Source organism: Priestia sp. HNGD-A6 (genome assembly GCF_045784335.1).
Taxonomy (GTDB): domain Bacteria; phylum Bacillota; class Bacilli; order Bacillales; family Bacillaceae_H; genus Priestia; species Priestia zanthoxyli.
Map to the genome: position 1 here is coordinate 3,754,487 of NZ_CP138621.1, position 21,269 is coordinate 3,775,755.

16 protein-coding genes are annotated in these 21,269 nt (G+C 41.5%); 15 read left to right on the forward strand and 1 reads right to left on the reverse strand.

Annotation, left to right across the window (positions count from 1 at the left end):
* Positions 1-27 precede the first annotated feature (27 nt).
* The 14 genes from ileS to pyrE all read left to right on the forward strand — a co-directional run bounded on the left by ileS (position 28) and on the right by pyrE (position 16,566).
* Complete coding sequence (ileS, locus tag SCI76_RS19230) at positions 28-2,793, forward strand: isoleucine--tRNA ligase (protein ID WP_014458384.1); 2,766 nt, start codon at positions 28-30, stop codon at positions 2,791-2,793.
* 170 nt (positions 2,794-2,963) lie between these two features.
* Positions 2,964-3,251, forward strand: a complete 288-nt coding sequence (locus SCI76_RS19235; RefSeq protein ID WP_028411468.1) for a conjugal transfer protein TraR — start codon at positions 2,964-2,966, stop codon at positions 3,249-3,251.
* 80 nt (positions 3,252-3,331) lie between these two features.
* Positions 3,332-3,799 carry a signal peptidase II gene (gene lspA, locus SCI76_RS19240; RefSeq protein WP_013084844.1) on the forward strand — a complete coding sequence of 156 codons (468 nt, stop codon included), beginning with the start codon at positions 3,332-3,334 and terminating at the stop codon, positions 3,797-3,799.
* On the forward strand, positions 3,796-4,710 hold the full coding sequence (locus tag SCI76_RS19245; protein WP_013058941.1) for an RluA family pseudouridine synthase: 915 nt from the start codon (positions 3,796-3,798) through the stop codon (positions 4,708-4,710). Before lspA ends, SCI76_RS19245 begins: the two co-directional genes overlap by 4 nt.
* 191 nt (positions 4,711-4,901) lie before the next feature.
* Positions 4,902-5,444, forward strand: a complete 543-nt coding sequence (pyrR, locus tag SCI76_RS19250) for a bifunctional pyr operon transcriptional regulator/uracil phosphoribosyltransferase PyrR (RefSeq protein ID WP_013058940.1) — start codon at positions 4,902-4,904, stop codon at positions 5,442-5,444.
* Positions 5,445-5,600: 156 nt separating this feature from the next.
* Positions 5,601-6,908: a uracil-xanthine permease family protein gene (locus SCI76_RS19255; RefSeq protein WP_028411467.1), complete on the forward strand. Its 1,308-nt coding sequence runs from the start codon at positions 5,601-5,603 to the stop codon at positions 6,906-6,908.
* A 148-nt stretch (positions 6,909-7,056) separates the two neighbouring features.
* Positions 7,057-7,995, forward strand: a complete 939-nt coding sequence (locus tag SCI76_RS19260) for an aspartate carbamoyltransferase catalytic subunit (RefSeq protein ID WP_028411466.1) — start codon at positions 7,057-7,059, stop codon at positions 7,993-7,995.
* Positions 7,958-9,247 carry a dihydroorotase gene (locus SCI76_RS19265; RefSeq protein ID WP_063248571.1) on the forward strand — a complete coding sequence of 430 codons (1,290 nt, stop codon included), beginning with the start codon at positions 7,958-7,960 and terminating at the stop codon, positions 9,245-9,247. Before SCI76_RS19260 ends, SCI76_RS19265 begins: the two co-directional genes overlap by 38 nt.
* Positions 9,232-10,317: a carbamoyl phosphate synthase small subunit gene (locus SCI76_RS19270; protein WP_028411464.1), complete on the forward strand. Its 1,086-nt coding sequence runs from the start codon at positions 9,232-9,234 to the stop codon at positions 10,315-10,317. Before SCI76_RS19265 ends, SCI76_RS19270 begins: the two co-directional genes overlap by 16 nt.
* On the forward strand, positions 10,317-13,529 hold the full coding sequence (gene carB / locus SCI76_RS19275; RefSeq protein WP_014458390.1) for a carbamoyl-phosphate synthase large subunit: 3,213 nt from the start codon (positions 10,317-10,319) through the stop codon (positions 13,527-13,529). Before SCI76_RS19270 ends, carB begins: the two co-directional genes overlap by 1 nt.
* A complete protein-coding gene (locus SCI76_RS19280; protein WP_034265289.1) occupies positions 13,526-14,299 on the forward strand; it encodes a dihydroorotate dehydrogenase electron transfer subunit in 774 nt (257 codons plus the stop codon). Before carB ends, SCI76_RS19280 begins: the two co-directional genes overlap by 4 nt.
* Positions 14,296-15,237 (forward strand): dihydroorotate dehydrogenase, encoded by a 942-nt coding sequence (locus tag SCI76_RS19285; protein ID WP_013058933.1) that lies wholly within the window; start codon positions 14,296-14,298, stop codon positions 15,235-15,237. The genes SCI76_RS19280 and SCI76_RS19285 overlap by 4 nt, the downstream gene beginning before the upstream one ends.
* Positions 15,209-15,931 (forward strand): orotidine-5'-phosphate decarboxylase, encoded by a 723-nt coding sequence (gene pyrF / locus SCI76_RS19290; protein ID WP_028411462.1) that lies wholly within the window; start codon positions 15,209-15,211, stop codon positions 15,929-15,931. Before SCI76_RS19285 ends, pyrF begins: the two co-directional genes overlap by 29 nt.
* On the forward strand, positions 15,928-16,566 hold the full coding sequence (gene pyrE / locus SCI76_RS19295) for an orotate phosphoribosyltransferase (protein WP_063248572.1): 639 nt from the start codon (positions 15,928-15,930) through the stop codon (positions 16,564-16,566). Before pyrF ends, pyrE begins: the two co-directional genes overlap by 4 nt.
* Positions 16,567-16,600: 34 nt before the next feature.
* Here the strand turns inward: pyrE and SCI76_RS19300 are convergent, their stop codons facing one another.
* Positions 16,601-18,313: an NFACT family protein gene (locus SCI76_RS19300; RefSeq protein ID WP_196763275.1), complete on the reverse strand. Its 1,713-nt coding sequence runs from the start codon at positions 18,311-18,313 to the stop codon at positions 16,601-16,603.
* A 141-nt stretch (positions 18,314-18,454) separates the two neighbouring features.
* On the opposite strand from SCI76_RS19300, the gene SCI76_RS19305 reads away from it, so the two are divergent.
* A complete protein-coding gene (locus SCI76_RS19305; protein WP_028411459.1) occupies positions 18,455-21,133 on the forward strand; it encodes a cation-translocating P-type ATPase in 2,679 nt (892 codons plus the stop codon).
* The last annotated feature ends 136 nt before the right edge of the window (positions 21,134-21,269 follow it).

A 21,269-nucleotide genomic window follows, 5' to 3' on the forward strand; every position in this document is an offset into this window, starting at 1 on the left:
TTTACGTTTTTTTTTGGAGGGTAAAACATGGAATATAAAGATACATTATTGATGCCAAAAACTGAATTTCCGATGCGTGGAAATTTACCGAACCGCGAGCCTAAAATGCAAGAACAGTGGGCTGAAATGAATATTTATGAAAAAGTACAAAAACGTACGGAAGGCCGCCCGCTATTCGTCCTGCATGATGGACCTCCATATGCCAATGGCGATATTCACATGGGACATGCCTTAAATAAAATTTTAAAAGATTTTATCGTTCGCTATAAGTCGATGTCAGGCTTCTGCGCACCTTATGTGCCAGGCTGGGATACACACGGCTTGCCAATTGAAACGGCTTTAACAAAAAATAAAAAAGTAAACCGCAAAGAAATGACAGTAGCTGAATTCCGTAAGCTTTGCGAACAGTATGCTTGGGAACAAGTAAACGGCCAGCGTGAGCAGTTCAAGCGTTTAGGCGTACGCGGAGATTGGGATAATCCATATGTAACGCTTCAGCCACAGTACGAAGCGCAGCAAATCAAAGTATTTGGCGATATGGCGAAAAAAGGCTATATCTACAAAGGATTAAAACCTGTATACTGGTCTCCTTCAAGTGAATCTGCTTTAGCAGAAGCGGAAATTGAATACTATGACAAGCGTTCAGCTTCTATTTACGTAGCGTTTAATGTGAAAGATGGTAAAGGCGTGCTTGAACAAGATGAAAAATTCATCATTTGGACGACAACACCATGGACAATGCCAGCTAACCAAGGGATTGCTGTCAATCCCGAGCTTCAGTACAGCGTAGTTGAAGCAGATGGAGCAAAATATGTGGTAGCAACTGAACTTATTGAAACAGTTGCTAAAGAAATTGAATGGGCTGACTATAAGACACTTCGTACAGTAAAAGGTTCAGAACTTGAACGCGTGGTAGCTGAACATCCAATCTACAAGCGCGATTCTTTAGTTGTTCTTGGCGATCACGTAACGACTGATGCTGGTACTGGCTGTGTTCATACAGCACCGGGACACGGGGAAGACGACTTTATCGTTGGTCAAAAATACGGTTTGGAAGTTCTTTGTCCAGTTGATAGTAAGGGTCATATGACGAATGAAGCACCAGGATTTGAAGGATTATTCTATGATAAAGCGAATAAGCCGATTACAGACAAACTAGAAGAAGAAGGCGCGCTGTTAAAATTAAGTTTCATTACCCACTCATATCCACATGACTGGCGTACGAAGAAACCAACAATTTTCCGTGCAACAGCACAGTGGTTTGCGTCTATTAAAGATTTCCGTGAAGATTTATTAAAAGCAGTAGAAAAAACAGAATGGGTGCCTACTTGGGGTGAAACTCGACTTTATAACATGGTGCGTGACCGCGGAGACTGGTGTATTTCTCGTCAACGTGCATGGGGCGTTCCGATTCCAGTATTTTATGCTGAAAATGATGAGCCAATCATTACGGACGAGACAATTGAGCACGTATCAAATCTATTTAGAGAACATGGATCAAACGTATGGTTTGAGCGTGAAGCAAAAGACTTGCTTCCAGAAGGCTTTACTCATGAAGGAAGCCCAAATGGCCGTTTCACAAAAGAAACAGACATCATGGACGTATGGTTTGACTCTGGTTCTTCACATCAAGCTGTTCTTGAAGAGCGTGAAGACTTACAGCGTCCGGCTGATTTGTATTTAGAAGGTTCTGACCAATACCGCGGCTGGTTTAATTCAAGTCTTTCTACAAGTGTAGCTGTAACAGGTGAAGCACCTTATAAAGGCGTACTTAGCCACGGATTTGCTTTAGACGGTGAAGGTCGCAAAATGAGTAAGTCATTAGGGAATGTTGTAATTCCAGAAAAAGTAATGAAACAACTAGGTGCGGATATTTTACGTCTATGGGTAGCTTCTGTAGATTACCAAGCGGATGTTCGTGTATCTGATAACATTTTAAAACAAGTAGCAGAAGTATACCGTAAAATCCGCAACACGTTCCGTTTCTTACTAGGAAACCTAGCGGATTTTAATCCAACAACTGACGCTGTAGCCGTTGAAGACCTTCGTGAAGTAGATCGCTACATGCTTGTGAAGCTGAACAAATTAATTGATAAAGTGAAAAAATCTTATGATTCATATGAATTCTCAAGCATTTATCACGCAGTGCATAATTTCTGTACAATTGATATGAGTTCATTCTACTTAGACTTTGCAAAAGATGTATTGTACATTGAAGCAGAAAATAATGTAGAGCGTCGCAGCATTCAAACGGTTCTTTATGAAACGTTATTATCGTTAACGAAATTAGTGTCTCCAATTCTTTCTCATACAGCAGACGAAGTATGGGTTCACATTCCGAACGTAACGGAAGAAAGCGCGCAGCTAGTTGATATGCCAGAGGTTCAAGAAATTGAAGGAGCAGATCAATTAGTAGAGAAATGGGATGCGTTCATGGAGCTTCGCGATGAAGTCTTAAAAGCGCTAGAACAAGCTCGTAATGAAAAAGTAATCGGTAAGTCTTTAGAAGCAAAATTAACGCTGTATCCAACAGCAGATACGAAAGAGCTGTTAGCCTCTATTTCTGAAAATGTAGGTCAACTCTTCATCGTTTCAGATCTTGAAGTAGCAGAAGGTGAAGCGCCTGCTGAAGCACAAAAATTCAGCTATGCTTCAATTGTTGTAAGTAAAGCAGAAGGTGAGAAGTGTGAGCGCTGCTGGGTAGTATCACCAACAGTTGGCGAAGATCAAGATCACCCAACTTTATGTACACGCTGTGCGGATGTTGTGAAAAATCACTACGTTCAGCAGTAATGAACAAAAGCACGTCCTTTTTGGGCGTGTTTTTTGCTGTACGAAATTCCCAAATACAATGGTATAAAGCATTCAAAGCCTTAGGAAAAACTTGTGTTGTAGATTCGATGGAAAACTCGGTAAACCTAACATCATTAATACTTCATCTTATCAGCACAGGAGGCGTTTGCATGTATGAAAATTATCTTTCCATTGGACAGGAATTAGCTCTTATCAAAGAAGAATTACAAGATCGCCTATTGAGATATGCTACAGAACAATCTGGTTATATAGATGAAAAGGAACGTTACGTAATAGAAATGATTAAAGCCGATTTAAAAGATGTAGAACACGCGCTAGCAAAGCTTGACGTTGGTGCGTTTGGAATTGATGAACTAACTGGCGAAGTGATGTCTATTCATAAATTAAAAGTAATGCCGACGGCCCGCACAAACGAAGATTTATTTGTTTTCTGGTGAGAAGCGAGAAAAAAAATGAATTATGTGCTAAAATGCTTTAGTATGGATTCGTTTGATTTTATTGCGGGAGGAAAACGTTTGTGTTTTATTATCTTATCGCTTTAGCTGTTATACTTATTGATCAGGTAACAAAATGGATGATTGTAAAAGAAATGTATTATGGACAAAGCATTACCGTAATTGAAAACTTTCTTTACATTACCTCTCATCGTAACAGAGGAGCCGCGTGGGGTATTCTACAAGGACAGATGTGGTTCTTTTATCTCATTACGGTGGTTGTGGTAGTCGGTTTAATAATTTATATTCAAAAGCTCAAAAAACAAGATAAATGGTTCGGTATTGCGCTAGCATTAATGTTAGGCGGCGCCATTGGAAACTTTATTGATCGAGTGGTCCGTAAAGAAGTAGTTGATTTCGTAAATACATACATCTTTACGTATGATTTTCCGATTTTTAACGTAGCTGATTCGGCACTTGTCGTCGGAGTAATCATCATGTTTATTATGACGCTGTTTGAAGGGAAAATGAAGAAGGAGCACAAAGAATGAATGTAATTGAAACAGTTATAAATGAAGAACAAGCGGGAGAACGTATTGATAAAGTACTTTCGACTGTAAATGCAGAATGGTCACGTTCACAAGTGCAGCAGTGGATCAAAGAAGGTCATGCAAAAGTGAATGATAAAACCGTTAAAGGAAACTATAAATGTAAAACAGGAGACGCTATTATTATTGAAGTGCCGGAACTAGAGGAGCTTGATGTGGTAGCGGAAGAAATGGATTTAGATATTTATTATGAAGATCAAGATGTGCTTGTTGTAAATAAACCTCGCGGCATGGTTGTACATCCAGCTCCAGGTCATCATAGCGGCACGCTTGTAAACGGCTTAATGGCTCACTGTAAAGATTTATCCGGTATTAACGGCGTTATGCGCCCTGGTATCGTTCATCGAATTGATAAAGATACGTCCGGTTTACTTATGGTTGCAAAAAATGATTTAGCTCATGAATCACTAGTTAGTCAGCTTGTAGCTAAAACAGTGACGCGCCGCTATAAAGCTATCGTTCACGGAGTAATTGCGCACGATCACGGTACAATTGATGCGCCAATCGGCCGAGATAAGCAAGATCGTCAAAGCATGACGGTCACTGATGAAAACAGTCGTGATGCAGTGACGCACTTTACTGTATTACAGCGTTTTAAAGATTTTTCACTTGTCGAATGTAAGCTAGAAACGGGGCGAACACACCAAATTCGCGTTCACATGAAGTATATTGGCTTTCCGCTTGCCGGGGATCCGAAGTACGGACCGAAAAAAACGCTTCCGATTGACGGACAAGCGCTTCATGCAGGTGTATTAGGCTTTATTCACCCTCGTACAAATGAATATATGGAATTTGAAGCACCGGCTCCAAAAGAGTTTAATGAGATGCTCGAGCTTATTGAAAAAAGAAGTTGACAACTGTCATAAGTGATGGCATACTTGTATTAACTTAATAAGAACCTTTAAGAACAGTCCAGAGAGGCTGAGAAGGAAACGGTGCAGAAAAGGCATACTTATAGCCTTTTTGAAGAAATATATCTAAAACCAAATCCTCTTGCCTCAAGGCAAGAGGATTTTTTTATGTCAACAACTTGAGGTGAAAAACAGTGAACGTAAAAGCTACCGTCCTTGACGAACAGGCTATCCGCCGCGCTTTAACTCGAATTGCACATGAGATTATTGAAAAGAATAAAGGAATCGAAAATTGTGTGCTAGTGGGGATTAAAACGCGAGGTATTTATATCGCAAAACGTTTAGCAGAACGAATTGCACAAATTGAAGGAAACACATTGCCAGTCGGAGAACTAGACATCACGCTTTACCGAGATGATTTATCGAAAGTGACAAGCAATGACGAACCTCTCGTAAAAGGATCAGATATTCCGACAGATATTGCAAATAAGAACGTCATCTTAGTAGACGATGTGTTATATACGGGCCGTACGGTTCGAGCAGCACTTGATGCACTGATTGATATCGGCCGACCTGAACTCATTCAGCTGGCTGTTTTAGTGGATAGAGGGCACCGCGAGCTGCCGATTCGAGCAGACTATGTTGGCAAAAACGTACCGACAGCTAAAAGTGAAAAAATTGCGGTGCATTTAATGGAAGTAGACGAAAAAGACCACGTGTCTATTTACGAAAAATAAATTATATACCCTTTTAAATGGTAGTCCCGTGAGGCTGCAAAAGGGGGGTCACTATACAAGGAAAACTATACTGCGGTATAGCGTCTTCCTTGTATGCTGAAAACCTCTTTGCCTCTGCGTAAAGAGGTTTTTTTATAGTGATAGGAGGAAAAACATATGAGTCAACAACGAGATTTTGTACTTGATATACATGATAAACCAAAAGCAGTAAATTGGTTAACATTGAGTCTGCAGCATTTGTTTGCAATGTTTGGATCGACGGTGTTAGTGCCTTTCCTGGTCGGATTCAGCCCGGCAATTGCTTTGATTTCAAGCGGGGTAGGAACGCTTGCTTTCCTGCTCATTACAAGAGGTCAAATTCCTTCTTACCTTGGTTCATCGTTCGCGTTCATCACGCCAATCATTTTCGCAAAAGCTTCGTTTGGACCTGAAGAAACGATGGTTGGCTGTTTCTTAGCCGGACTTGTGTATGGAATCGTTGCTTTGATTATAAAAGGAACAGGAATCAATTGGATTATGAAGCTGCTTCCTCCGGTTGTAGTAGGACCAGTTATTATGGTTATAGGCTTAGGATTAGCTAATACAGCAGTAGGCATGGCGATGAACGATGCAAAAGGAAATTACAGCTTAACTTACCTGATGGTTGCGCTTGTGACACTAGCGATAACAGTTGCTTGCTCAATCTTCTTTAAAAACATTATCAGCCTGATTCCGGTACTGATGGGAATTATCGGCGGATACATCTTTGCTTATACACAAGGATTGGTAGACTTTTCAAAGGTAATGAAAGCAGAGTGGATTGAAATACCTCACTTCTACGTGCCGTTCGTCACATACACGCCGTCCATTTCATTAGGGATTGTGCTTATCATGGTACCTGTAGCAGTCGTAACACTTTCAGAACATATTGGACACATTCTTGTTTTAAATAAGATTGTGGATCGAAACTATATTGAAAAGCCAGGGCTGCACAGATCGATTTTAGGAGACGGAGTAGCCACTATGCTTGCTGCGCTGATCGGCGGACCTCCAAACACAACATATGGTGAGAACATCGGAGTGTTAGCCATCACAAAGGTGCTTAGCGTATTTGTAATAGCAGGAGCAGCAGTCTTCGCGATTTTGTTCGGGTTTGTCGGCAAAATCAACGCTCTTATTTCAAGTATACCAACGCCGGTCATGGGTGGGATTTCAATTCTCTTATTCGGAATCATTGCTTCATCAGGCTTGCGCATGATGGTGGATGCAAAGGTAGATCTTGGATCAAAACGAAACTTAATGATTGCTTCGATTATCTTAGTGTTAGGAATCGGAGGAGCACACTTAGATATCTCAGAACATGTAAAGATTGATAGCATGGCACTGTCTGCTATCATGGGAGTTCTGCTGAATCTAGTTCTGCCGAAAGAGAAGATAAAAGAAGCAGAAAACGTTCAACAAACGTCAGCACGAAAAATTTCATAGAACGCCTTTTAATTGAAATCCAGAGAGGTTTCTAAGGGTGTGTGAAAAGCGCGTTATAGACGAAGCTTGTTTTCTTACACCCTTTCTAAGTTAGAAAGGGTGTTTTTTATAAAGAAATGCGAGGAAAGCAAAAATGGAGGGAATCGATATGAAACATTTAGTGACAGTCTCAACACTAGAAACAAATGAAATTCTAGAGATTTTAGACAGCGCTGAAAACTATCGAACGAATAAACAAGGATGGAAACCGGAAGAGAAAATGTTTGTTGCCAACTTATTTTTTGAAGCGAGCACGCGTACTCGATGCAGCTTTGAAATGGCAGAACAGCAGCTAGGATTAACAACAATTCCGTTTGAAGTAACAACTTCAAGCGTCCAAAAAGGAGAAACGCTTTATGACACGATTGAAACATTAGCTTCAATCGGTGTTCAGTCAGTTGTTATTCGCCACCCGCAAGATCGTTATTATGAAGCACTGCAGGAAAAAGTATCGATTCCCATCATTAATGCAGGAGACGGATGCGGTCAGCATCCAACTCAGTGTCTGCTTGATCTACTGACAATTCGCCAAGAGTTCGGCTCGTTTAAAGGATTAAAAGTCGCAATAGTCGGAGATTTGCGACATAGCCGCGTAGCGAGATCGAATGCAGAAATGCTGACAAAACTAGGGGCGACCGTATATTTTGCGGGACCTGAAGAATGGAAAGATGAAGAGAACAGACACGGTACATATCTTGATATCGATGAAGCAATCGAAACGGTCGATGTTGTGATGCTACTGCGTATTCAATTTGAAAGGCATGAAGAGAACACTTCAGAGCTTGCAAAGAACTACCATAGCCGCTTCGGATTAACCGTTGAACGAGAGCGGAAAATGAAATCACATAGCATTATTCTTCATCCAGCTCCGGTGAACAGAGGAGTCGAAATTGCAGATGAGCTCGTTGAATGTGAACGCTCAAGAATTTTTAAACAAATGCAAAATGGCGTGTACATTCGCATGGCAGTATTAGCAAGAGCGCTACAACCAATTGAAAGGGGACTTAATAATGACAACAATTATCAAAAATGCTACATGGTCAAATGAAGGAAAAATTGAAAAAGTCGAACTGAAAATTGAAAATGGTGTAATTGCTGAAATAGCTTCACACATTGACGTAGAGAATGAAGAAGTCATTGATGCAGGCGGGAACTTCTTATCACCGGGTTTAATCGATGTTCATGTTCACTTGCGTGAGCCAGGGGGAGAAAAGAAAGAAACAATTGAAACAGGTACTCTAGCAGCTGCAAAGGGCGGTTTTACAGCAATTGCTGCAATGCCGAACACGCGTCCAGTGCCTGATACTGTTGAACAAATGGAGTGGGTAAACAAGCGCATTGAACAAACAGCACATGTGCGCGTATTACCGTACGCATCGATTACTACTCGTCAATTGGGAAAAGAATTAACGGACTTTGAAGGCTTAAAAGAAGCGGGAGCATTTGCTTTTACAGATGATGGAGTAGGGGTTCAGTCAACAGGAATGATGCTAGAAGCGATGAAAAAAGCCGCTTCATTAAACAAAGCAATCGTTGCACACTGTGAAGATAATGATTTAATTAACAAAGGCTGCGTACACGACGGGAAATTTGCAAAAGAACATGGACTAAACGGTATCCCATCTATCTGCGAAGCCGTTCAAATTGCACGAGATGTCCTGCTTGCTGAAGCAGCAAACTGTCACTACCATGTGTGTCACGTAAGTACAAAAGAATCCATTCGCGCCATTCGTGATGCGAAAAAAGCAGGCATTCGCGTAACTGCAGAAGTAACGCCTCATCATCTGTTACTAAATGAAGAAGATATCCCGGGACTTGATTCGAATTTCAAAATGAATCCGCCGCTTCGAGGAAAAGATGATCAACAGGCATTAATTGAAGCTTTATTAGACGGAACGCTTGATTTTATCGCCACTGATCACGCACCGCACACAGCGGACGAAAAAGCAGAAGGAATGGAGCTTGCGCCGTTTGGAATTGTGGGACTTGAAACAGCTTTCCCGCTTCTTTATACAAACTTGGTATTAAAAGAAGTAATGACGCTAGAGCAGCTAGTATCGTATTTAACAAACAAGCCGGCTGAAACATTCAATCTTCCTTATGGCACGATTGAAGTGGGAAAAACAGCGGATTTAACCATCATTGATCTTGAAACAGAAAAAGCAATTAATCCAGAAGAATTTGTATCCAAAGGTAAAAACACGCCGTTTGCTAACTGGGTATGCAAAGGTTGGCCGGTAATGACATTAGTAGAAGGTAAACGAGTATGGGAGGATGTTAAAGCATGCAACGTCAACTAATTTTAGAAGATGGAACAGTATTTATCGGAAAAGGATTCGGCAGCGACAAAGAAATGACAGGAGAAGTTGTTTTCAACACGGGAATGACAGGATATCAAGAAATTCTATCTGATCCATCATACTGTGCACAAATTGTGACATTAACATATCCTTTAATCGGAAACTACGGTATTAACCGCGATGACTTTGAGTCGATTGAACCAGCTGTACACGGTTTGATTGTAAAAGAAATTTGTGATGCTCCTTCAAACTTCAGAAGCGAACTATCAGTAGATGAATTTTTAAAACAAAAAGATATTCCAGGATTAGCTGGAATCGACACGCGAAAATTAACGAGAAAAATTCGTCAGCACGGTGCGCTTCGCGGACGCGTATGCAGCATGGAAGTCAATGTAGAAGAAGTGGTAGCACAGCTTCAAAATCATGAACTTCCAACTGATTCAGTTAAAAAAGTATCAACGGTGAAGCCTTACCCAAGCCCAGGCAGAGGTAAAAAAGTGGTACTCGTTGACTTTGGAATGAAACACGGAATTTTACGTGAATTAACAGCTCGTCAATGCGACGTGATTGTGGTTCCTTATAACGTAACTGCGCAAGAAATTCTTCAATTAAATCCAGATGGCATCATGTTAAGCAACGGACCTGGAGACCCAAAAGACGTACCTGAAGCAATCGAGATGATTCAAGGGGTTTTAGGGAAGGTTCCGCTTTTCGGAATTTGTTTAGGACATCAGCTGTTTGCCCTAGCATGCGGAGCAGATACAGAAAAAATGAAATTTGGTCATCGTGGATCCAACCATCCTGTAAAGGATCTAAAAACCAATAAAGTAGCTCTTACATCTCAAAACCACGGCTATACAGTGTGTGAGCCATCTCTTGTCAACACGCCATTAGAAGTGACGCACGTTGCGCTTAACGATGGAACAGTTGAAGGAGTAAAGCATAAAGAATATCCGGCATTTACGGTTCAGTATCACCCTGAAGCATCACCGGGACCTGAAGATGCAAACGGATTGTTCAACGAATTTATGGATCTTATGAAAAACAATCAGAAAGTAGGTAATTGCTAATGCCAAAACGTCAAGATATTAACACAATTCTCGTAATCGGATCAGGACCAATCGTCATTGGACAGGCGGCAGAGTTTGACTATGCAGGAGCGCAAGCATGTATTGCGTTAAAAGAAGAAGGATACAAAGTTATTCTTGTGAACTCCAATCCTGCAACAATCATGACAGATTCAGAAATGGCAGACAAAGTATATATTGAACCTCTAACGGTTGAATTTGTAAGCTCAATTATTCGTAAAGAACGCCCGGATGCACTGCTTCCAACGCTTGGCGGTCAAACGGGACTGAACTTAGCGGTAGAATTACACGAAACGGGCATTTTAGAAGAATTTAACGTAGAAATTCTCGGGACAAAATTATCAGCGATTGAACAAGCTGAAGACCGTGAGCAGTTCCGTTCATTAATGAATGAACTAAATCAGCCTGTCCCAGCAAGTGAAATCATTCATTCACTAGACGAAGCGTATGCGTTTGTTGAACAAGTAAACTATCCGGTAATCGTGCGTCCTGCTTATACGCTTGGCGGTACGGGAGGCGGAATTTGTAACAACGAGCAAGAGCTGATTGAAATTGTAACAAGTGGGTTAAAACACAGTCCTGTAACACAGTGCTTACTTGAGAAAAGCATTGCAGGCTTTAAAGAAATTGAATATGAAGTAATGCGCGATGCAAACGATAATGCGATTGTAGTATGTAATATGGAAAACTTTGACCCGGTCGGTATTCATACGGGAGATTCAATTGTTGTAGCACCAAGCCAAACGCTAAGCGACCGTGAGTATCAGCTGCTTAGAAATGCGTCACTAACAATTATCCGAGCGCTTAAAATCGAAGGCGGATGTAACGTTCAGCTAGCACTAGACCCAGAAAGCTTCCAGTATTACGTAATTGAAGTAAACCCTCGTGTAAGCCGTTCGTCGGCCTTAGCATCAAAAGCAACAGGGTATCCAATTGCAAAATTAGCCGCAAAAATTGCGGTAGGGTTAACATTAGATGAAATGATGAACCCGGTAACTGGGAAGACATACGCATGTTTCGAACCTGCACTAGATTACATCGTATCTAAAATTCCACGCTGGCCGTTTGATAAATTTGAATCAGCTAACCGTAAACTAGGTACACAGATGAAGGCAACAGGGGAAGTAATGGCAATTGGCCGCACGTTCGAAGAGTCAATTTTAAAAGCCGTACGCTCACTTGAGTCAAACGTTCATCACTTAGAGCTAAAAGATGCGCATGAATTTGATGATGCCATTATTGAAAAACGTATTCGCAAAGCTGGCGATGAGCGATTATTCTACGTCGCAGAAGCCATTCGCCGCGGCGTAACAATTCAGCAAATTCACGAGTGGAGCAAAATCGATCTTTTCTTCTTAGTAAAACTTGAAAAAGTGATTGCTTTTGAAAATGTGTTAAAAGAAGAGATTCATAATGTAGAAGTTTTACAGGAAGCAAAAGAAATGGGATTTGCAGACTGCACGATTGCTAAGCTATGGAATCAAACAGAGCGTGAAGTATACGACTTCCGCAAACAAAACGGCGTGATGCCAGTATACAAAACGGTAGATACATGTGCAGCAGAATTTGAATCTACAACACCATATTTCTACGGTACGTTTGAAGATGAAAATGAATCGATTGTTACAGATCGTAAAAGCGTTGTAGTGTTAGGGTCAGGTCCGATCCGCATCGGGCAAGGAATTGAGTTTGACTATGCAACGGTTCACTCGGTGTGGGCGATTAAAGAAGCTGGATACGAAGCGATTATTGTCAATAACAATCCAGAAACAGTGTCAACTGACTTCAGTATTTCAGATAAATTATACTTCGAGCCGCTGACGATTGAAGATGTGATGCATATCATCGATTTAGAAAAACCAGAAGGTGTGGTTGTACAGTTCGGTGGTCAAACAGCAATCAACTTAGCGGATGAGCTAGAAGCAAGAGGGGTCAAGATCTTAGGTACGTCGCTTGAAAGCTTAGATGCAGCGGAAGACCGTAAAAAATTCGAAGCGACGCTAGCGCGTTTAGAAGTACCTCAGCCGCTTGGAAAGACGGTTACTTCAGTTGAAGAAGCAGTGGTTGTGGCAAAAGAAATTGGTTATCCGGTGCTTGTACGTCCTTCATACGTACTGGGCGGACGCGCGATGGAAATTGTGTACAAAGAAGAAGAGCTGCTTCATTATATGAAACACGCGGTAAAAGTACACGCTGATCATCCTGTATTAATCGACCGCTACTTAACAGGAAAAGAGATTGAAGTCGATGCCATTTCAGACGGTGAAACAGTGGTTATTCCAGGAATCATGGAGCATGTAGAGCGCGCGGGTGTCCACTCAGGCGACTCCATCGCTGTATACCCACCGCAAACTCTGTCACAGGACGTAAAAGATACGATCATTGATTACACAACACGAATTGCAAAAGGCTTAAACATTATTGGACTGCTTAACATTCAGTTCGTCTTATCAAAAGGAGAAGTGTTTGTTCTTGAAGTAAATCCTCGTTCAAGCCGTACGGTGCCGTTCTTAAGTAAAATCACGCGTATTCCGATGGCGAATGTGGCAACAAAAGTAATTTTAGGAACAAGTTTAAAAGATCTTGGCTATGAATCAGGCATGCACCCTGAAGAAGAAGGCGTCTACGTAAAAGTGCCGGTCTTCTCATTTGCAAAGCTGCGCCGCGTAGATATTACGCTTGGACCTGAAATGAAATCTACTGGAGAAGTAATGGGGCAAGATTCAACGTACGAAAAAGCATTATATAAAGGACTAATTGCGTCAGGTATGTCCATTAAGCCGTACGGTTCAGTACTTATGACAGTAGCGGATAAAGATAAGGAAGAGGCAACAGCGTTAGCAAAGCGCTTTGCTAATATTGGCTACCAGGTGATTGCAACGGAAGGAACAGCTTCAACGTTTACAAAAGAAGACATTCGCGTAAAAATAGTAAATAAAATTCATCATGAAGATCACAATCTTTTAGATGTGATACGAAAAGGTGAAGCCCAGCTGGTCATCAACACGCTAACAAAAGGAAAACAGCCTGCGCGTGACGGATTTAAAATTCGCCGTGAAGCAGTTGAAAATGGCGTGCCTTGCTTAACATCACTTGATACAGCAGAAGCGATTTTACGAGTGCTTGAAACGATCAGCTTCCATACAACGCCAATGAAAAAAGTTCGTCCAACCAAAGAGGTGACAACCGTATGATCAAACATGAAATGATGCAAGTCGTCAGTCAGCGACCGTTAACACACAATGTATATGAATTAACCCTTCAAGGCGAGCTTGTTCGTTTCATGAATGAGCCGGGGCAGTTTGTGCATATCCGCGTCAACAACGACTATTTGCCACTGCTTCGCAGACCAATCAGTATTGCAGAAATTGATCAAACGCACGAACAATTTACGATGATTTACCGTGCAGAAGGGGCGGGAACATCGCTGCTCGCCGAAAAACAAGCCGGCCAGTCGATTGACGTGTTAGGTCCCCTTGGCCACGGTTTTCCATTAGATGCAATAGAGTCAGGTCAAACGGCTTTATTAGTAGGGGGAGGCATTGGAGTGCCTCCGCTCTATGAGCTTTCAAAAAGACTTCGTGAAAAAGGCGTGCAGGTTATCCACGTCCTGGGTTTTCAATCAAAAGCAGACGTATTTTATGAACGAGAGTTTTTAGCTTTAGGAGAAACATATATTGCAACGGTAGACGGCTCTTACGGAACAAAAGGTTTTGTCACAACGGTGATTGACGAGCATCAGTTTTCATATGACGTTATGTTTTCATGCGGTCCAACTCCGATGTTAAAAGCACTAGAAAATAATTATACAAACAAGCCGCTTTACATTTCTTTAGAAGAAAGAATGGGCTGTGGAATCGGCGCTTGCTTTGCATGTGTATGCAGGGAAAGTGAAGATTCTACGGCGTATAAAAAAATCTGCAGCGACGGTCCCGTCTTTCAAGCAGGGGAGGTGCTTCTATGAGTATGCTAAAAACGACATTGCCAGGGTTAGATTTGAAAAATCCAATTATGCCAGCATCCGGCTGCTTTGGATTTGGGCGTGAGTATGCTCAATTTTATTCACTTGATGCACTTGGAGCCATTATGATTAAAGCGACTACTGCTGAAACTCGTTTTGGCAATCCAACTCCTCGCGTAGCGGAGACATCTGCAGGAATGTTAAATGCGATTGGATTACAAAATCCTGGGCTAGAAAAAGTAATGAATGAAGAGCTCGTTTGGCTTCAGCAATATGATGTGCCGATTATCGCGAACGTAGCCGGTGCTTCAATTGAAGAATATGTGCACGTAGCAAAAGAAATTTCAACCGTATCAAATGTGAAAGCACTTGAATTGAATATTTCATGTCCTAACGTAAAGGAAGGCGGAATTGCGTTTGGCGTAGATCCTGTCATCGCTGCTCGTTTAACAAAAGCGGTAAAAGATGTTTCAAATGTTCCAGTTTATGTTAAACTATCACCAAACGTATCCAATATTGTAGACATGGCAATGGCTGTTGAAGAAGCTGGCGCGGATGGCTTAACGATGATCAATACGCTTCTCGGGATGCGTCTGGATTTGAAAACAGCTCAGCCGGTTTTAGCGAACGGCACAGGCGGACTGTCAGGACCTTCAATTAAACCGGTAGCGATTCGAATGGTGTATGAAGTGAGCCAAAAAGTAAACATTCCAATTATCGGTATGGGCGGAGTGACGACTGCTGAAGATGCACTTGAATTTTTATATGCAGGTGCAAGTGCCGTAGCGGTTGGTACAGCAAACTTTGTCGATCCGTATGTATGCCCAACCATCATTGACGAACTGCCAAGGCTATTAACATCATTAGGATACGAGCATGTTTCAGAATGTATCGGAAGGAGCTGGAAAAAGCGTGAAGCAACCGTTAATCATTGCTCTTGATTTTTCATCAATTAACGATGTACAGCAGTTTTTAATGCCTTTTCAACAAGAATCATTATTTGTGAAAGTAGGCATGGAACTGTTTTATAAAGAAGGGCTATCCATTATTTCTGCATTAAAAGAGCAAAACCACCAGATTTTCTTAGACTTAAAGCTTCATGATATTCCCAATACGGTAAAGCAAGGAATGAAGTCTTTGGCTTCTCTTGAAGTGGATTTGGTTAACGTTCACGCAGCCGGCGGAACGAATATGATGCAAGCAGCCGTTGAAGGACTTGACTTAGGAACCGCTGCTGGCAAAAAACGTCCGGATTGTATTGCGGTTACTCAGCTAACAAGTACATCGGATGAAATGCTAAAAGAGCAGCAGCTGATTACGCACTCGATGCAAGAAGTGGTTACGCATTATGCAGCGCTTGCTAAAAAAAGCGGACTAGACGGCGTTGTATGTTCTACTCATGAAGTGCCTTCGATTCGAAAAGCAGCAGGAGAGGACTTTTTGACCGTAACGCCGGGTATTCGTATGGGCGCAGATTCAGTAGATGACCAAGTCCGCGTAGCAACGCCTCAGCTAGCGAGAGAATATGGCTCAAGTGCCATTGTGGTTGGACGTTCTATTACTAAAGCAAAAGACCCGCTTAAAGCATATTATGAGATGTTACAGCAGTGGAAAGGGGAGCGTATTACGCGATGACAAAACTACGAAAAGAAATTGCAAAACAATTAATTGATATTGAGGCAGTAAGCCTTCAACCGAACGATCCGTTTACGTGGGCCTCTGGAATTAAGTCGCCTATTTATTGTGACAACCGTCTAACGCTTAGCTACCCAAAAGTGCGAAAAGAAATTGCAAAAGGTCTGCAGCATTTAATTAAAACGTATTTTGCCAATGCAGAAGTGATTGCTGGTACAGCTACAGCTGGTATTCCTCATGCAGCATGGGTAAGTGAAGCGCTAGAGCTTCCGATGTGCTATGTGCGAAGCAAAGCAAAAGAACATGGCCAAGGAAATCAAATTGAAGGAAAAGTAACAAAAGGTCAAAAAGTAGTTGTGATTGAAGATTTGATTTCAACTGGCGGAAGTGTATTTACCGCAGTCGATGCATTAAAAGCGCAGGGTTGTGAAGTACTGGGAGTTGTTTCTATCTTTACATATGAGCTGGAAAAAGCGCGTCAGCTGTTTAAAGCAAAAGAACTTCAAGTTTATTCTTTAACAGACTACTCTACGCTAGTAGAGGCGGCAAACGAAGCGGGATACATTGAAGAAGAAGCGATGGAAAAGCTATTTAAATGGCGTGAAAATCCTTCAGATCCTTCATGGATGAACTAAACTAAAAACCCCCTATATAGAAAGGGGGTTTTTGTTATGACTGACGCAGCTTTAGTACAAGTTCTTCGCTAGGCGTTACGTACACCGTTTGCTGATTATCATACGTCACAAAACCAGGTTTAGCACCGCTTGGTTTTTTTACATGGCGAATTTTTGTATAGTCCACTGGTACCGAACTTGAATTCTTGGCTTTACTAAAGTAAGCAGCAAGGTGAGCCGCTTCTAAAATTGTTTCTTCTGAAGGCTCTTGGCTGCGGATAACAACGTGAGAACCCGGTATATCTTTCGTATGAAACCAAACGTCATCACGAGCAGCAAGGCGATTTGTTAAATACTCATTTTGCTTATTGTTTTTTCCAACTAAAATCGTCGTGCCGTCGCTTGAAACGTATTGTTCAAGTGTAGGCGTGGTGTTTTTTTGTTTTTTTGCTTGCTTTTGCTGACGGTTGCGCAAATATCCTTCTTCCACAAGCTCTTCGCGAATCTCGGCAATGTCTTTGTGAGTAGCAGTATCCATTTGCTGAATAAGTGATTCAAAATACTGTACTTCTTCGTTTGCTTTTTCAATCTGTTCGATTACAATCGAAACGGAATTTTTCGCTTTTTGATACTTTGTAAAATAGCTTTGAGCATTTTGAGACGGTGATTTTTGCGAATCTAATGAAATCGTAAGTGTACCGCTATTTTCATCGTAATAATTAATCACGTCCACTTTCGCATCTCCTTTTTTGACAAGGTGTAAATTGGCCGTAAGGAGTTCACCGGCTAGCTGATAATCAGATGCTTTTTCTGCATTTTGCAGCGTTTGCTCAAGTTTTTTTATTTTTTTCTCATTTTTCTTTTTCTCGGTGGAAATAAACTGTACCAAATCATGCGCTTGCTGCTTTACACGATCTCGCTCTGCTTTCCCGTAGTAATAGCGGTCAAGAAGCTCGCTGATAGTTGCATACGTTTTTTTCGTACCCTCTAAATGCGTTAATTCGAGTAAATAAAAATAGTCTTTTTGATTAACGGTTGTCAGAGTCGGTGTAAACTGACCTTCTTTGATCAGCGTCATGGTTTCGACGAATGATTTTGGAAGGGTAGAACGATTCGCTAAGCCAGAGCGAAACACTACTTCATTTGCAATTAAAGGAGAAAGCCCTGAGAAGGTCTGCACTAGCTGACTGGCTAGCTTTCCACTATTAAAATCAATTTTTTTAACCACGGTTTCCTCGTCCGCTTCAAATGGATGAAGCTTATCTTGGCTAGGAGGCAGTACGTAAGGAGCTCCGGGTAGAAGCGTACGATGCCTGTTCAAGGCCATTGGAACATGCTTAATACTGTCGATAATCGTTTGTTTTTCTTTATCTACAAGTACAACATTACTATGTCTTCCCATGATTTCAATAATAAGCTGCTTGTACGTCACGTCGCCAATTTCATTTCGTCCTTTTGTTTCAATGACTAAAATGCGGTCTAATCCAAGCTGATACACTTGTTCAATAATGCTTCCTTCTAAATGCTTGCGAAGAAGCATACAAAACATAGGAGGCTCAGATGGATTTTCATAGGGCTCATTTGTAAAATGAACGCGTGAATAGTTAGGGTGAGCTGAGATTAAAAGTTTGCGGTTTTCACCTTTAGCGCGTACTTGTAAAATCAACTCGTTTGGAAACGGCTGATATATTTTTGAAATTCGTCCTGAAACCAAGGTCTCAGATAATTCTTGTAAAATGCCATATGTAAAAATACCATCAAATGACACAGTGCTCACATCCTTAAGTAATTGAAAATTGTCCTATAGAAAAGTATAGCATTTTTTAGGACGAGTCTGAATAAGCATACGATATAAGATTGTAACAATCTAATAGGTGCATTTACAAATAAAAGGGTGTGAAAAGATGCAATGAAATGGTATGAATTAGGTGAAAAAGCAATAGTAGAAGTAACAAAAACAGACAGGCAGCATGGTCTTACACACAAAGAAGTAAAAGCACGTCAGCAGCAACAAGGGTTTAATGAATTGACTGAAGGAGAGAAAAAACCAGCCATTCTTGTGTTTCTAGAGCAGTTTAAAGATTTTATGGTACTGGTTTTACTAGCTGCCACGCTTATTTCAGGGCTTTTAGGAGAATACATCGATGCAATTGCTATCATTGCTATTGTGGTAATTAATGGATTTCTTGGGTTCTTCCAAGAAAGAAAAGCAGAGAAATCTCTTCATGCATTAAAAGAGCTTTCGGCTCCTCAAGTAGCAGCCATGCGTGAAGGAAAATGGGTTAAGTTACCATCTAAAGAGCTGGTAGTAGGAGACGTTGTAAAGTTTTCGAGCGGAGACCGTATTGGAGCTGACCTTCGGATTATGGAAGCCAAAAGTCTAGAAATTGAAGAATCAGCGCTTACGGGAGAGTCTTTGCCTGTTGGTAAGCAAATAAAAGCATTGTCAGGAGATGAAGTGCCGCTTGGAGATCAGGACAATATGGCGTTTATGGGTACCCTTGTAACCAGAGGAAGCGGAACAGGTATCGTTGTAGGGATTGGAATGAAAACAGCAATGGGGCAAATTGCTGATTTACTTCAAAATGCTGAAGCCATGATTACTCCTCTTCAACGGAAGTTAGAGCAATTGGGCAAAATTTTAATTGTTGTAGCTCTTGCACTTACTGTATTAGTTGTTGGGATTGGTGTGCTGCAAGGGCATGATTTATACAGTATGTTCTTAGCGGGAGTTTCCTTAGCTGTTGCTGCCATACCCGAAGGTCTTCCTGCCATCGTAACCGTGGCGCTATCTCTTGGTGTACAGCGCATGATTAAGCAAAGATCCATTGTTCGCAAACTTCCTGCTGTTGAGACACTAGGATGCGCGTCAGTCATTTGCTCAGACAAAACGGGCACATTAACGCAAAATAAAATGACGGTTACCCACCTCTGGTCGGGAGGAATGACGTGGAGAGTATCAGGGACAGGGTATGAACCTACGGGCGTATTTTCACGAGAGGAAAGAGAAGTTGATACACGGAGTGAAAAACCGCTTCAGCAGCTTTTGGTGTTTGGTCTGCTTTGCAATCAAACATCCATCTCGAGAAAAGATAAAGAATATGTTATCGACGGGGATCCTACTGAAGCGGCTTTGCTTGTTGCCGCGATGAAAGCGGGGCTGACAAAAGAAAATATTCAAAAGCAGTTTACGATTATTGAAGAGTTTCCATTTGATTCAACGCGTAAAATGATGAGTGTAGTCATTGAAGACGCATCTCATAAACGCTATGTGATAACAAAAGGTGCTCCGGATGTGCTGCTTATAAACAGCAAAAATATTTTGTGGGAAAGCAGACAACAAACGCTGTCGGTAACGGTTCATAATGAAGTAAAAGGAGCGATTGATCAGTTAGCTAGCCAAGCGCTTCGAACCATTGCTATTGCATATCGACCGTTAGGAGAACATGAGAGCGTTCATACAGAGAAGGAAGCAGAAAAAGACCTGACTTTCCTCGGGCTTCAAGGAATGATTGATCCGCCAAGACCAGAGGTCAAGCAAGCGGTCAAAGAATGCCGAGACGCAGGCATCAAAACCGTTATGATTACAGGTGACCACGTTATTACAGCACAGGCGATTGCAAAACAGCTCGGAATTTTACCGAAAAACGGTCAAGTCTTGGAAGGAACGGATTTATCCAAAATGACGCAGGAAGAGCTAGAAGAAGTAGTAGATGATGTTTATGTATATGCAAGGGTATCACCTGAGCATAAGCTTAAAATTGTTAAAGCTCTTCAAGCAAAAGATCACATTGTAGCGATGACGGGCGACGGCGTAAATGACGCACCGGCTATTAAAGCAGCAGACATAGGCATTGCGATGGGCATCACCGGGACAGACGTAGCAAAAGAAGCGTCTTCACTCGTTTTGCTTGATGATAATTTTGCCACTATTAAATCAGCGATCAAAGAAGGGCGAAATATCTATGAAAATATTCGGAAGTTTATCCGTTACTTGCTTGCATCAAATGTAGGAGAAATTTTAGTTATGCTCTTTGCGATGATTTTAGCACTTCCGCTTCCGCTAGTGCCCATTCAGATACTATGGGTAAACTTAGTAACAGACGGTTTGCCTGCGATGGCTCTTGGCTTAGACCAGCCAGAGGACAACGTGATGAAGCGCCATCCAAGGCATCCGCGCGAAGGTATTTTTGCAAGAGGATTAGGATGGAAAGTAGTCAGCCGTGGATTTTTAATTGGAGCTGCTACACTTGCTGCGTTTATGATTGTTTACGACAATGACCCAGATCGGTTGCAGTATGCTCAGACGATTGCATTTGCCACACTTGTCATGGCACAGCTTATTCACGTATTTGACTGCCGAAGTGAAAAATCAATTTTTGATCGGAATCCATTTCAGAACTTATATCTTGTAGGGGCTGTTATTTCATCTATTATCCTTATGCTGGTGGCCATCTACTATCCGCCGCTGCAGCCTATTTTCCATACAATGGCCATTGCACCGCGGGAATGGCTCGTTATTTTAGGACTTGCAAGCCTTCCAACTTTTTTACTTGCTGGTTCACTTTTAACAAGAAAACCTTCATAAATTGTGCTATACTTTAATACAGGCTGTCCCAAATGAGAAAACTCATGAAGGCAGCCTTTACAGGTTGAATAAAGAAGAGAGATTTCTTTTTTTTGCTAACACTTTCTTTTACGATACTTTTTATGTAAGATGTACA